The sequence below is a fragment of the Pseudomonas sp. MOIL14HWK12:I1 genome, from assembly GCF_000510705.1.
Taxonomy (GTDB): domain Bacteria; phylum Pseudomonadota; class Gammaproteobacteria; order Pseudomonadales; family Pseudomonadaceae; genus Chryseomonas; species Chryseomonas oryzihabitans.
In genome coordinates, this window is record NZ_AZNY01000006.1 from 183,390 (window position 1) to 196,710 (window position 13,321).

Here is a 13,321-nt window from a genome sequence, read left to right on the forward strand (position 1 = left end):
CGCCGGGCTCGCTATTAAACAGATAGTAATGGTTATGAGCTAAGGCATCCCCTTCCCCCCAAACGCCCCTACCACCGTCCCCGTGCTAAAACTCGCATCCTCCTCAGCCAAAGCTACATAGAGCCCCGCCAACTCCGCCGGCTGCCCTGCCCGCCCCAACGGCGTGTCCTGTCCAAACTCTTTCATCTGTCCTTCCAATTGCCCACCCGCCACCTGCAGCGGCGTCCACACCGGACCCGGTGCCACGGCGTTGACGCGAATGCCCTTCTTGGCCAGTTGCTTGGCCATGCCCTTGGTGAGGTTGAGGATGGCGGCCTTGGTCGCGGCGTAGTCGATCAGCTCTTCGCCGGGATCGTAGGAATTCACCGAGACGGTATTGATGATGCTGGCGCCCGGCAACAGGTGCGGGATGGCTGCCTTGCTGAAGCGGAAAACGTGATAGACGTTGGTTTTGAAGGTGCGGTCGAATTGTTCGTCGGTGATCTCGAGGATGTCGGCCTTACTTTGCTGATAGGCCGCATTGTTCACCAGCAGATCCAGGCCGCCGAGTTGCTGGATGGCCTTGCTCACCACGTCTTCGCAAGCCTCCTGGGTACGGATGTCAGCCGGCAGGGTGATGGCCTTGCGGCCGGCTTCCTGGATCAGCTTGACCACCTCCTGAGCGTCGGATTCTTCGGAAGGGTGGTAGTTGATGGCCACATCCGCCCCTTCCCGGGCGAAGGCAATGGCCACCGCCCGCCCTATGCCGCTGTCGCCGCCGGTAATGAGGGCCTTGCGCCCGGCCAGGCGGCCCGAGCCGTGATAGCTGGTCTCGCCATGGTCAGGACGCGGCTCCATCTTGCTGGTGAGCGCCGGCCACTCCTGGCGCTGCTCCTTGAAAGGCTCGCGGGTGTACTTGGTGCGCGGGTCCTGCAGTGGCTTGGCAGGACGAGTTGCGCTGCTGCCATCCTGAGCGACGGCAGCGCCTGAAGCAGCGGCGGCGAGCCCCACGGCGGAGCCGACGAGCACGTTACGACGGGTAAGGGAGTAATCGGTCATCGAGGCTCTCCGCATGGGCAGCTATCTATTGGCAGGATCATGGGGTCGAAGCTGCGGCAAGGCTGGATCCGCGAAGGTTTAGGTATGACGACTCCCGTAAAGGTTTCCCGAATGCATGCCGCCCTGACCGCTGACCTTCGCGCGCAGAAATCACGTCAGGCCGAGAAGCATTGACGAATCGCGAAATAAGCGGCAGGCAGCAGTGCGACACATCGCCACAGGCCTTGGCACAGGCACGACGACCAGGCTTGCACAGCAGATGACCGAAGACTTATCATTGAAAGCTTCGTGCCGGTGTAGCTCAGTTGGTAGAGCGGCGCATTCGTAATGCGAAGGTCGTAGGTTCGACTCCTATCTCCGGCACCATCCCTCCGCTTCATCCCTCCTCGCTCTTTTCAACGCCTTCAAGGCCTTAGCCGCCTTGGGCCGCGTCTTTCTGCGCTCCTTTCCGATCTGCACCTTGCGTGCGAGCCGACGGCAAACGCCGGAGCAAACTGGCGGCTCCCTGTCCCTCGGCTACTCTTACCCAGCGCATGACAGTGCCTTACACCGCCTGATTTCGGCTTGCTTGACGGGCGGCAACACCTGAACGGCGGCTGACCAAAGGGTCGAATATCCAGCCCCTCTGTGGCACCATACCGCGCTGCGAAATCCCGCAATTTCTGCAATCCATCAGCCTGCCGCACGGATGCCTGTCCGTTGCGGAGCATGAGGCTGGCGACAGGCACGTTGAGAGAATAACCACGATGAGCCGCTCTACTGAGGTCGTGAGATGAAACTAACGAAGTATCTAAAACCAACCGGTTGGCTTCTGGCCGGTGCCGCCGCGCTGCTGCTCAGCGGGTGCGACGCCGTGCTGCTGGATCCGAAAGGCTCCATCGGCGTGCAAGAACGCAACCTCATCTACACAGCGTTCGGCCTCATGCTGATCGTGGTGATCCCGGTCATCGTGATGACCTTCCTGTTCGCCTGGAAGTACCGCGCTACCAACAAGGAAGCCAAGTACACCCCGAACTGGGCTCACTCCTACAAGATCGAAGCCGTGGTCTGGCTGGTCCCCCTGGCCATCGTGGTGTTCCTGAGCATCCTGAACTGGAAGACTTCCCACGAGCTGGATCCCTTCAAGCCGCTCGACCATTCCGAGCAGCCGCTGGTGATCGAAGCGGTCTCGATGGACTGGAAATGGCTGTTCATCTATCCCGAGCAAGGCATCGCCTCGGTGAACGAGATCGCCATCCCGGTGAATCGTCCGGTGCAGTTCAAGATCACCTCCGAGTCGGTCATGAACACCCTGTCGATCCCGGCCCTGGGCGGCATGATCTATGCCATGTCCGGCATGCAGAGCCAGCTGCACCTGATCGCCGATCATCCCGGCGAATTCGAAGGTCGCTCTGCCAACTACAGCGGCGCCGGCTTCTCCGACATGATCTTTGCCGTGCACGCGGTACCCACCGCCGGTGATTTCGACGCCTGGGTAAACAAGGTCAAGCAGTCGGGTGGCAAGACCCTGGACCAGGCGAGCTACACCGAGCTGGCCAAGCCCAGCGAGAAGCAGCCGGTCGCCTACTACTCGACGGTCGAGCCGGATCTGTTCAGAACGGTCATCAAGAAGTTCATGAAGTCCGACTTCAGCAAGCAGACCGATCACGTGATGGACATGAGCCAGCACGGCGGTCAACACGGTACCGAGGAATAAGTCATGTTCGGTAAATTAACTCTCGCGGATATTCCGTATCACGAGCCGATCATTCTCGTAACGTTCATCGTGGTTGCCTTGGGCGGCCTGGGACTGGTGGGAGCGATCAGCTACTTCGGCAAGTGGGGCTACCTCTGGAAAGAGTGGCTGACCACCGTCGACCACAAGAAGATCGGCGTGATGTATTTCATCGTCGCCCTGATCATGCTGCTCCGTGGCTTCTCCGACGCCATCCTGATGCGTAGCCAGCAGGCCATCGCCTCCGGTGGCGCCGAGGGCTACCTGCCACCCCATCACTACGACCAGATCTTCACCGCCCACGGCGTGATCATGATCTTCTTCGTGGCGATGCCGTTCGTGGCCGGCCTGATGAACGTGGTGACCCCGCTGCAGATCGGTGCCCGCGACGTGGCCTTCCCCTTCCTGAACTCGCTGAGCTTCTGGCTGTTCGTGGCCGGTGCCGTGCTGATCATGATGTCGCTGTTCGTGGGCGAATTCGCCGCGACCGGCTGGGTGGCCTATCCGCCGCTGTCAGGCATCCAGTACAGTCCAGGCGTAGGGATGGACTACTACATCTGGGCCCTTCAGCTCTCCGGTATCGGGACGACCCTGACCGGCGTCAACTTCTTCGTGACCGTGCTGAAGATGCGTACCAAGGGCATGACCCTGATGCGCATGCCGATCTTCACCTGGACCTCCTGGTGTACTGCCATCCTGATCATGGCAGCCTTCCCGATCCTGACCGTGACCCTGGCGCTGCTGACCCTGGACCGTTACCTGGGCTTCCACTTCTTTACCGCGGAAGCCGGCGGCAACCAGATGATGTACACCAACCTGATCTGGGCCTGGGGCCACCCCGAGGTATACATCCTGATCCTGCCGGCCTTCGGCGTGTTCTCGGAAGTGACCTCCACCTTCAGCAAGAAGCGTCTGTTCGGCTACGTCTCGATGGTCTGGGCAACGGTAGCCATTACCGTGCTGTCCTTCATCGTCTGGCTGCACCACTTCTTCACCATGGGCTCGGGCGCTAACGTCAACGCCTTCTTCGGCATCGCGACCATGATCATTGCGATCCCGACAGGGGTGAAGATCTTCACCTGGCTGTTCACCATGTATCAGGGCCGCATCCAGTTCACCTCGCCGATGCTCTGGACCCTGGGCTTCATCGTGACCTTCAGCATCGGCGGCATGACCGGCGTCCTGCTGGCGGTACCGGGTGCCGACTTCGTGCTGCACAACAGCCTGTTCCTGATCGCCCACTTCCACAACGTGATCATCGGCGGCGCCGTGTTCGGCTACTTCGCCGGCATGATCTACTGGTTCCCGAAGGTCTTCGGCTTCAAGCTGAACGAGAAGCTGAACAAGCAGGCCTTCTGGTGCTGGCTGATCGGCTTCTATGTCGCCTTCATGCCGCTGTACATGCTGGGCTTCATGGGCATGACCCGTCGTCTGAACCACTACGACAACCCCGACTGGCATCCCTTCCTGGTGACCGCCGCCATCGGCGCCGGCATCATTGCCCTGGGCATCCTGAGCCAGCTGTGGATGTTCTACGTCAGTATCCGCGACCGCAACCTGCCGGAGAACGTGGACGTGACGGGCGATCCGTGGGATGGCCGTACCCTGGAATGGTCGACCTCTTCGCCGCCGCCCTTCTACAACTTCGCTGAAGTGCCGGAAGTGCACGACATCGACGCCTACTGGGGCATGAAAGAGAAAGGCATCACCGAGAAGAAGGATGCGGACTACAAGCAGATCCACATGCCGCGCAACACTGGCGCCGGTATCGTGATCAGCCTCTTCGCCCTGATCCTTGGCTTCGCCCTGATCTGGCACATCTGGTGGCTGGCCATCGCCAGCTTCGTGGGCTGCATCGTCACTGCGGTTGTCCGCAGCTACGACGACGACGTCGACTATTACGTACCAGCGGAAGAAGTGGCACGCATCGAAACCGCGCGCATTCAGTCCCTGGCGAAATTGAAGCAGGCCTAACCCAATGGCGAATCAAGTTATGCATAACGAAGTCGCCCATGCCGAGGAGCATGGGCACCACGACGCCGGATCGATGAAGACCTTCGGCTTCTGGTCCTACCTGATGACCGACTGCATTCTGTTCGGGACGCTGTTCGCGACCTATGCAGTCCTGAGCGGGGCCCATGCCGATGGCCCCTCCCAGAAGGACATCTTCGAACTGTCGTTCGTCCTGGTCGAAACCTTCCTGCTGCTGTTCTCCAGTATCACCTACGGCTTCGCCATGATCGCCCAGCATCATGGCAGCAAGGGTGGCGTCCTGGGTTGGCTGGCGGTTACCTGGCTGTTCGGTGCCGGCTTCATCGGCATGGAACTCTATGAGTTCAACCATCTGATCCATGAGGGCTATGGTCCGGATCGCAGTGCCTTCCTGTCCGCGTTCTTCGCCCTGGTCGGTACCCACGGTCTGCACGTGAGCTCGGGTCTGATCTGGATGATCGTGTTGATGCTGCAGATCTCTTCCAAGGGTCTGACCACCACCAACGTGACCCGCCTGTCGTGCCTGAGCCTGTTCTGGCACTTCCTGGACATCATCTGGATCTTCGTCTTCACCATCGTCTATCTGATGGGGGTGCTGTAATGGCGCACGACCATAACGCCCACGGGCATACCGCCGAGAGCCATGGCACTTTCAAGAGCTACATGGTCGGCTTCATCCTGTCGGTCATCCTGACGGTCATTCCCTTCGGCCTGGTGATGTTTCCCACCTTCTCCAAGGGCGCGACCCTGGCGATCGTGGTGATCATGGCGGTGGTACAGCTGCTGGTGCACCTGTACTTCTTCCTGCACCTGAACACCTCCGAAGAGCAGCGTTGGAACGTGATCTCCTTTGGTTTCACCGTGGTCATCGTCGGTATCCTGGTCGTGGGATCCCTGTGGATCATGTACCACATGCACCAGAACATGATGATCCACTGAACCGGGCCGACGTGATGATCAAGAAGTACCTTCTCGTGACGAAGCCGGGCATCATCTTCGGCAACTTGATCTCGGTTGCCGGCGGGTTCTTCCTGGCTTCCAAAGGGAGCATCGACCCGCTGTTGCTGCTGGCGACGGCTATCGGGGTGTCGTTGGTCATTGCTTCCGGCTGTGTGTTCAACAACGTGATCGATATGGACATCGATCAGAAGATGGAAAGAACCCGCAATCGTGCGCTGGTCCAGGGCACGATCTCCTCGAAGGTGGCGCTGGCCTATGCCACCCTCCTCGGCCTGGCCGGGGTGGGTCTGCTGTACGTGGCGACCAATGCGGTCGCCACCGCCTTCGCGGTGATGGGTTTCGTGGTGTACGTAGGGCTCTACAGCCTCTGGCTGAAGCGCACCTCGGTATACGGCACCCTGGTCGGCAGCCTGTCCGGTGCCGCACCGCCGGTGATCGGCTACTGCGCCGCCAGCGGCCAATTCGACAGTGGCGCTGCGGTGCTGCTGCTGATCTTCTGCCTCTGGCAGATGCCGCACTCCTACGCCATTGCCATCTTCCGCCTCAAGGACTACACCGCGGCCTCGATTCCGGTTCTGCCGGTGGCCAAGGGGATCTCGGTGACCAAGCGTCACATCGTCTGGTACACCGTGGCCTTCATGGCCGCCACCCTGCTGCTGACCGTGCTCGGCTACGCCGGCTACGTCTATCTGGCAGTGGCCGCCGTGATCGGGGCCTGGTGGCTACGCCTGGCCTTCATGGGTTATCAGGCCGAGAACGATGTCCAGTGGGCACGCAAGCTGTTCGGGTTCTCCATCATCGCCATCACCGCCCTGAGCGTCATGATGTCGGTGGACTTCCAGATCCCGGGCGACGTGCTGCTGACCTACGCACGCTGAGACGCACCGTTCCATGAAAAAGCCCGGCCCAGTGCCGGGCTTTTTCATGCCTGCGTGAAAGCTGCTGCCGCTAGTCCTGGTTGGTGATGACGCGCCAGGTTTGGCGGCGACTGGCGGGCAGGTCACCCCGCAAGCCATTCGGCGACTTGCTGTCGCTGCCATAGATCGCCGCATCCGCCAGGGTCCCTTCCATGCTGAAAGTGCCATCACCGTAGACGAAGGGCACGATCCCACCGAGCAGACCATCGAGCTGGATACGCCCATAGACCGTATCCGTCCCCAGGTTGAACAGGCCGCTGTTGTTGCCGCCAGTGTAGGGATCCAGAGCATAGAGGTAGGTGGCGACCCCAGCGGTACAGGCGTCGGTGCTGGGAATCAGCGAACTCATCAGCAGGGTGCCGCTGAACAGTTGGGGCTTGTTGATTACCAATTCGCCATTCAAGGGCAGGTTCAGATACCAGCCCTGTTTGCCATTGGTCGCCGTAGTGGCGTCATAGCTGACCGACGTCGTGGAGAGGGTGTTCGCCGTACTGCTGACGCTGGAGCCGGCAGAACTGATGTAGCTGATGCGCTGGTCGGTACCCAGGGTCTGCTGCTGGAGGTTGGCGATCGTCAGTACCGGAGTACTGCTGGCCGCCGCCCCATCGGTCTGGCGATCCCAGATGCCATAGAACGTCATGGCCTTGCTGGTATTGGCGAGGGCATCGCTGGCCTCGAGGTATTTACCGGTACCAAAGAGCACCAGATGCCCCGTTCCACTGGGATGAGCCACGACTGAAGGACTGGCGGTGATCGGCTGGACCAGATTGGTGGTACCGGGCGCCAGGCTACTAGCCTGGGCGGTATAGAGGGGCCGCCCCCCGAAGGCAACACGGAAGTTGTCTGCTGCGGCCGTTGCGGTCAGGGAGGTGCCGATCAGGTCGAAGCGCCAGAGATTGCCGTGGAGGTCACCGGCATAGGCATAGTCGGCGATCAGGTCGCCATCGACATCGGCCACGAAGGGCGAACTCAGGCCGTTGGGTGTGGCGATGTTATCGCTGGCCGGCAAGGCCTTAATCAGGCTGCCGTCGGCCACGTTCATCACATAGAGCACGGCGTTGTCCTGCGCACTGTTGTAACCGTTGCTGACCACCACTGCCCAACCACCGGTATGCAGCCGGGTGATGATCGGCTGCGCGTAGGTGAAGCCCAGGTCCTTGTAGCTGGCATCCGCGTCCGACTTTTCCCAGAGCAGCGCTGGGGCATTGGGATTGGTGATATCCAGCGCGAAGATGCCCCGCCCTCCCCCGCGCAGCGTGCCGATCAGTACCGTGCGCCAGGCCCCGTTGAAATAGACGTCGCCTACCACTGGCGTGTTGTCAACATAGGACTGATGGCCCCCACCGTTATAGCTGCGCTCGGTCAGTCGGTTGAGATTGCCGATGACCGCGCTGGGAACGAAAGCAAAGACCTCCTGCCCCTGATCGTTGAAGGCATGCAGCATGCCGTCGTTGGCACCGACATAGATACGTCGCTCACGAGCCGCATTGGTGGTGCGGAACGTGGCGTAGGAATTGTCTCCGACGGTCGCATTCATCAGGGCGATGGGACTGTTGGGACCGTCCACCACCACTGGAGAAGAGTTCACGATATCACCGAGGATATGGCTACGCGGTCGAAACGATGGCGTGGCCCCGGGCGACTCCAGACTGCGATCGCCGCGCAGATAATCCACCCGGCGACTGCCATAGGTGTCGGTGGCACCACCGGAGGCCTTGTTGAGCCTGAGTTGTTGATCGGTATTCAGATTCGCCCAGGCGAAATCGGTCAAGGCGCCGCCCTTGGCCATGTAGATCTTGCGGGTGCCGAAGGCGGTATTACCCGGAGCAAACCTGCCATCGAGTTGTTGAGCGGCACTCCAGATCCGCGTCTGGGTGGTACCCGTGCGTTGGTACTTGATGACATCACCGCTCCAGTCGGCACTGGAAAAGGATGGGGAATAGGTAAAGAGCGCGTTGGTGTCCCCTACCCGGGTGGGCGATACGGTCTGGCTCGCGCCGACACTGGTGGACTGGGTGATCCGCGTGATGACCTTGCCAAGAGAGGTGATCAGGTCGCTGGCATTTTCCGCACTGAAGAACTCCCCCCGCGAATTGATTGCCGCGTGCCAGAGGTCATAGACATTGTTCTGATTGACCGAGTTGTCTGCACCCGCCACTGGCCAGGACGTAGTACCTGCGGCCAAGCCAGCGTAGCCGCCGGCAAAGGTATCGCCATCCCAATCCGGATTGATCAGCGCACTGCTCAAGCCGATACCCACGTAGAACCCCGTGAGGTGCTGCCAGGTGGCTGGGTCGTTACGCGGATTCCAATAGGGCGAAAGCGTAGTGGTCCCCCGGACCTCATTGCTGGTCACGGTATTGTAGGGCGGCACCTTGTTGTCGAGACCGGGCTGGGCATCGGTGCGCCAGTAGAGAAAGGCCAGGTCTGCGAGAGTGCTGGCCGTAGTGTCCTGGAACGGTGCCTGTGGTGAGTACTGCTGCCCGTCCGGAAGGGTTGCGGCTGTACCATCGACGTTGCCGGAATTCAGCGCAGAGTTCCAGATACCATCGGTCACCACCAGACTGTAGCTGGCGCGACAGCCGTAGACAGGCGACTCGCTATTACCCGGATCGTACGCATATGGACTGTTGCTACCGCTGGTCTTGAGCAGTTCGCCAACGCGAGCAACCGCCTGGAGCAGCGGCGTGCTCTGGTTGTAATAGACTTCTCCGAGCCAGGTGAAGAAAGCGGCTCGGTGCGCACCGGTAAAGGGTCTCAGCCGATTATCGTAGGCAGTTGAACCGGAGTTGCTGATACCGCGACAGTTGGCATTGGCCGCTACCAGGATGCAACTGTCGCTGGTTCCCAGTGCCTGCCAGCCAAGCCGGAGATTTTCCGACGCATCCGCCAAGGCCAGGTTGGTCGAAGTTTGAGCCGCCAGGGCGCGACTGCGATAGAAGGAATACCAGTTGGCGAAGTTTTGCCTTTCGTCCGTCCCGTTGGGACCGGAAGAGCTGCCGACCAGTACCCGCCGGTAACAGCCCTCGGTCTGCAAGGCGACGGGAAGACAGGTGCTGAGCGTCGTATCGTAGAGATAGTAGTAGGCCTGTACGCCAGTGATGGCAGCAGAAATGTTGGTATTGGCGGTGACTGTGTAGTTGACCGAGGAAACCACCCCAAGCAGTCCATAGTCCACGTTTCGGGTACAGGTAACATTGCTGTAGGTGACCGCCGCCGTATTGGCAATGCTCGCGGTACAGCCACCGTTGAGCGCAGCTCCTGTCAGCAGGCGCTCAAGCAGGGAGGCGTCACTGATACTGACTTGGGCACCGTTGATGTTCTCGGTGAAGCCGGCACCCAACAAGATATTGAGCAGCGTGAGGCTGCCATAGGTCGCGCTTGTTCCACGGTAAGTACCACTACTGAAAAAATCCTGAGACGGGTTCTCCGCCAGCATGCTCGGGCTATTGTTCTGCAGCCCCGGGTTTCCGTAGGCATTACCCCGCGCCACATTGGGATCTGTAGTCACCAAATTAGGGTTATAGCTCCAGCTCACGCGGTAGTCGGTGGCGAGATTGACACTACCCAAGCTCGGTCGATAGCCGTTTACGTAGGCACTGGTAAAGCTGGTCGCCAGTCGCGTACGGGTCAGTCCGCCCGTAGTGCTGTAGCTCACCGCATAGGGCGCCGGATAAGTAATCGCCGGGTTGTAGTAGAGGCTATTGAAAGCCGCCGATTTAGCGCGACGGGTTGGTCGGATGGCATCGGTATTCGACGCATCCGGCACAACCGCCATCTGCATGCTGGTAGAGTTATCCAGCGTGACGAACAGATTGGGACCGACACTATTGGTCAGGAACAATGGCTGCTGACTGAGATTCAAGGCCGCGGCCTGCGTCGCAGGTGCGGCCAAGGTTAATAGGAGGACCAGAGTTCCAATGCCTAACGCAGCCCGACTCATGGCACCTCCAGGGCGACGATACTTTGCAGAATTACCGGAAAGCGCCCTTCAGGATTTTTAGCAACTGCCGTGACTCGAAACAGGTTGCTTGTAGGCTTTGATACATCCACCGAACTACTACCGATCACTGTTACGGCCCAACTCAGGTATCCGTTAAATTTAGCTTTACCATCCGACCCTTTATAGGAAATGGCACGATCTGTTCCGGCAGGCTGCAGTGCTGCTAATGCCCAGCTTTGGGTCAGGCTACTGGTGGATAGATCGAAATTCTTACTGAGAATGCAGAGCTGCGGCTTAGAGTCGTCTGGGAAAGCCAACTTAAGCGGCAGCGCAAGGGAGTTATTACTATCTGTGCAATTGGAGAAGCCTGAACTGAAAGCTATAAAATCAGGCTGACGACTCACAGCCACCAATCGCCGCTCACCTTCGCGCAACGCCGCCTCCGCCGCATTGAAGGTCTGGGTGTTTTCCAAAGCGGCGCCGCCGCTGCGGGCCTGCAGCAAGGTCTGACGCATGCTGGAGGCGGCCAGTAGCGACAGCAGCAGCAACATCACCAGGGCGATCAGCAAGGTCGCGCCGCGCTGCCTGCCAATGACCGGACTCATAGCGCCAGATTCCTCAGGGTAACGGTGCTCTGCAGTATCTGCATGGGTCGACTGGCGTCCGCGATCTGCAGGCCGGTCAGGGTCTGCCAATTGGCAGCCGTGTTGCTGGCCACATCGCTGGTTAATGCCTCCGTGGTGCTGAGCAACGCCGCGTAGCGCACGGCCGGTGCATCCGCCTTGGGCGGAATGGACCAGCGAAAATCCTGCAGCCCCTGCACCAGCACCGCACTGCCCTTGCGCGTCAACGCGCCCCCACGCTCGCTCCAGACGGTGCAGCTCAGGGTGCCCCCGCCCGGGGTATTGCCCGCGGTGTAGCGCAGCTTGAGCAGCACGTTGCCGCCGGCATTGAGGTTCACCCGCGGGATGGGGTTGCCCAGACAGTCCTGGTCCTTGCTGTCCAATGCGCCCTGATAGCGAATGCAGACGCCGGTGGGCGCATTGGCGCTGTCCGTGGTCGCCGCGAAGGTGGCGCCAGCGGCAAAAGCTGGACAGCTGATGTCATCGGTATCCTTTACCTCACCGACCGCCGGAAAGGCTGCTTGGAGGCTACCCTGATAACGGATTTCCGCGCGGAAGCCGGTCCGTGCCAGTTGCCGATCAAGTACCTGCAAGGTCAACTGGGCATTGTTGCGATTGCCGGTCTGGCCTTGCTGGAAGAGAAAACTGCGCTTGTTGTTGATATAGATCTGCGAGACGCCCAACACCAGAAAGGTACCCACGGTCAGGGCGATCATCATCTCGATGAGTGAAAAACCCTTCTGGCTACGCGACATGATGAGCATGGCCTACAGCTCCGAGCGCAAGGCGTAGTAGCAGACGCCCTTGGGACAATTCAGCGAATCGTTGCTGACGTCCTGCCAGGCAACCACCACCATCACCGGTGCCACCGCATTGGTCTCGCAGGCACCCAGCGGCGTCGTGTTGCCTGCAGGATCGCTGGACGGCAGTTTCGGTACGCCGGACGCCGGACAGACCGCGAAACTGCTGGCGATCAGGGCATCCGTCACGGGTAGCAGCGCCTTTACCTGATTCAGCCAACATCCCAGATCCTGCCCGGCGACCGTTTCCCCGCCTGCAGAGCGATCCCGGGTCAGGCAGGTCTTGCCAGCATCGAGTGCCTTGGTGCGAAAGTTGGTACCAGGCTGCTTGATGTAGGCCCCGTCGATCTTGACCTTGTCGCTCACCACCACCTGATCGCGGTTGCTGCGCATCAACTCCAGCAGGTCGTTGGCCAATACCATGGCATTGCTGCGCTGCACCGAATCCTGGGACAGCGCCACACTGCGGGTCTGCAGGGCCACCATGCCCAGCACGCCAATGCAAATGATCACCAGACTGACCAGCACCTCGATCATGCTGAACCCCCCTTGCCAGCGCTTCATCTAGCTGCACCCCACGGCGCTGGCACGGTTAGGCACATACTCGCTCACCGTCAGCACCCCGCCCTGACTGAGGGTGAATTGCTTGCCCTGGGTGAGCGCATTGGTAGCGCAGACGCGAATGGTGGCTTCACCGCTGAGTTTCAGGCTGCCATTGGGTTGGAAGGTCAGACTGGTCAGGGGGGTACCGCCCAGGGATCCGGTTCCGTTGACGCCGTTGCCCAGTCCCCCGCTGTACTGCCGCAACACTTCGGCAGTGGGCAGCACCACGGTCTTGGCCGTGGTGATCCTCAGCGCGCCCATCCAGCCGTTGGCATCCTCCGGATCCGTGGTGACGACGACGTTCACACCGCGACTCATGGCTTCGCTGCGCGCGTAATAGAGAGCGCGCTGCAACTCCCCCGCTGCCGCCTGGACACGGTTGCTTTGCACCAGGCTCGCGAAGCCAGGTGCCGCCAGCGCCGTGACGATGCCCAGCAGCGCTATGACGACCAGGACCTCGATGAGCGTGAAACCCGAGAGGCGCTTCGACTGCATCCCCACCGCCTGAAAACCCGTGACTTCACCTGATAGTAGTAAGGGCTCAGGCAGTCGCTATGACCGGCTATCGCTTCGATAGGCGCGGGTAACCACCTGGATCAAGGCGTTCGCCGGAGATGGGCGAAATAGAGCGCGGCGGGCAGAAGCGAGAGTGGCAGACCAGAACACGGCCTGTTCCAGAGTCTGCTCTAAGCAGGGGGATTTGAGAGAGCAACTTAGCCCTGAGCCCTGGT

General features: G+C 60.4%; 11 protein-coding genes and 1 tRNA gene. 6 read left to right on the forward strand and 6 right to left on the reverse strand.

Going from position 1 to position 13,321, the window contains the following annotated elements:
• Nucleotides 1-39 precede the first annotated feature (39 nt).
• Nucleotides 40-1,038, reverse strand: a complete 999-nt coding sequence (locus tag PSEK12I1_RS0104890; protein ID WP_027600842.1) for an SDR family oxidoreductase — start codon at nt 1,036-1,038, stop codon at nt 40-42.
• Between the two features lie 290 nt (nt 1,039-1,328).
• On the opposite strand from PSEK12I1_RS0104890, the gene PSEK12I1_RS0104895 reads away from it, so the two are divergent.
• From PSEK12I1_RS0104895 to cyoE, 6 genes are all read left to right on the forward strand, one after another.
• Nucleotides 1,329-1,404: transfer RNA gene (locus PSEK12I1_RS0104895), tRNA-Thr, on the forward strand.
• A gap of 406 nt (nt 1,405-1,810) precedes the next feature.
• Nucleotides 1,811-2,734: a ubiquinol oxidase subunit II gene (gene cyoA / locus PSEK12I1_RS0104900; protein WP_007160924.1), complete on the forward strand. Its 924-nt coding sequence runs from the start codon at nt 1,811-1,813 to the stop codon at nt 2,732-2,734.
• 3 nt (nt 2,735-2,737) lie between these two features.
• The gene (gene cyoB, locus PSEK12I1_RS0104905) at nt 2,738-4,726 is read left to right on the forward strand and encodes a cytochrome o ubiquinol oxidase subunit I (RefSeq protein WP_007160923.1); all 1,989 of its coding nucleotides are present in this window, start codon (nt 2,738-2,740) and stop codon (nt 4,724-4,726) included.
• A gap of 4 nt (nt 4,727-4,730) precedes the next feature.
• The gene (locus tag PSEK12I1_RS0104910) at nt 4,731-5,345 is read left to right on the forward strand and encodes a cytochrome o ubiquinol oxidase subunit III (RefSeq protein WP_027600197.1); all 615 of its coding nucleotides are present in this window, start codon (nt 4,731-4,733) and stop codon (nt 5,343-5,345) included.
• Nucleotides 5,345-5,683 carry a cytochrome o ubiquinol oxidase subunit IV gene (gene cyoD / locus PSEK12I1_RS0104915; protein WP_007160921.1) on the forward strand — a complete coding sequence of 113 codons (339 nt, stop codon included), beginning with the start codon at nt 5,345-5,347 and terminating at the stop codon, nt 5,681-5,683. Before PSEK12I1_RS0104910 ends, cyoD begins: the two co-directional genes overlap by 1 nt.
• A gap of 11 nt (nt 5,684-5,694) precedes the next feature.
• Nucleotides 5,695-6,582: a heme o synthase gene (gene cyoE, locus PSEK12I1_RS0104920; protein WP_223855368.1), complete on the forward strand. Its 888-nt coding sequence runs from the start codon at nt 5,695-5,697 to the stop codon at nt 6,580-6,582.
• Between the two features lie 70 nt (nt 6,583-6,652).
• On the opposite strand, the gene PSEK12I1_RS24735 is transcribed toward cyoE, so the two are convergent.
• Genes PSEK12I1_RS24735 through PSEK12I1_RS0104945 form a run of 5 tightly spaced genes read right to left on the reverse strand, consistent with a single transcriptional unit; the run spans nt 6,653 to nt 13,085 of the window.
• Complete coding sequence (locus PSEK12I1_RS24735) at nt 6,653-10,564, reverse strand: pilus assembly protein (protein ID WP_231500981.1); 3,912 nt, start codon at nt 10,562-10,564, stop codon at nt 6,653-6,655.
• Complete coding sequence (locus tag PSEK12I1_RS0104930; RefSeq protein WP_027600845.1) at nt 10,561-11,169, reverse strand: PilX N-terminal domain-containing pilus assembly protein; 609 nt, start codon at nt 11,167-11,169, stop codon at nt 10,561-10,563. Before PSEK12I1_RS0104930 ends, PSEK12I1_RS24735 begins: the two co-directional genes overlap by 4 nt.
• The gene (locus tag PSEK12I1_RS0104935) at nt 11,166-11,951 is read right to left on the reverse strand and encodes a PilW family protein (protein ID WP_027600846.1); all 786 of its coding nucleotides are present in this window, start codon (nt 11,949-11,951) and stop codon (nt 11,166-11,168) included. Before PSEK12I1_RS0104935 ends, PSEK12I1_RS0104930 begins: the two co-directional genes overlap by 4 nt.
• A 3-nt stretch (nt 11,952-11,954) precedes the next feature.
• A complete protein-coding gene (pilV, locus tag PSEK12I1_RS0104940; RefSeq protein ID WP_027600847.1) occupies nt 11,955-12,551 on the reverse strand; it encodes a type IV pilus modification protein PilV in 597 nt (198 codons plus the stop codon).
• Entirely contained in the window at nt 12,552-13,085 is a 534-nt protein-coding gene (locus PSEK12I1_RS0104945) for a GspH/FimT family pseudopilin (protein WP_027600848.1), read from the reverse strand. It lies immediately after the preceding gene.
• Between the last annotated feature and the right edge of the window lie 236 nt (nt 13,086-13,321).

Bases quoted from the DNA above. Each gene is read 5' to 3' on its own strand.
- PSEK12I1_RS0104930 (WP_027600845.1), bottom strand. From the start codon at position 11,169: ATGAGTCCGGTCATTGGCAGGCAGCGCGGCGCGACCTTGCTGATCGCC.
- cyoA (WP_007160924.1), top strand. From the start codon at position 1,811: ATGAAACTAACGAAGTATCTAAAACCAACCGGTTGGCTTCTGGCCGGT.
- PSEK12I1_RS0104910 (WP_027600197.1), top strand. From the start codon at position 4,731: ATGGCGAATCAAGTTATGCATAACGAAGTCGCCCATGCCGAGGAGCAT.
- pilV (WP_027600847.1), bottom strand. From the start codon at position 12,551: ATGAAGCGCTGGCAAGGGGGGTTCAGCATGATCGAGGTGCTGGTCAGT.
- PSEK12I1_RS0104945 (WP_027600848.1), bottom strand. From the start codon at position 13,085: ATGCAGTCGAAGCGCCTCTCGGGTTTCACGCTCATCGAGGTCCTGGTC.
- cyoB (WP_007160923.1), top strand. From the start codon at position 2,738: ATGTTCGGTAAATTAACTCTCGCGGATATTCCGTATCACGAGCCGATC.
- PSEK12I1_RS24735 (WP_231500981.1), bottom strand. From the start codon at position 10,564: ATGAGTCGGGCTGCGTTAGGCATTGGAACTCTGGTCCTCCTATTAACC.
- PSEK12I1_RS0104890 (WP_027600842.1), bottom strand. From the start codon at position 1,038: ATGACCGATTACTCCCTTACCCGTCGTAACGTGCTCGTCGGCTCCGCC.
- PSEK12I1_RS0104935 (WP_027600846.1), bottom strand. From the start codon at position 11,951: ATGCTCATCATGTCGCGTAGCCAGAAGGGTTTTTCACTCATCGAGATG.
- cyoD (WP_007160921.1), top strand. From the start codon at position 5,345: ATGGCGCACGACCATAACGCCCACGGGCATACCGCCGAGAGCCATGGC.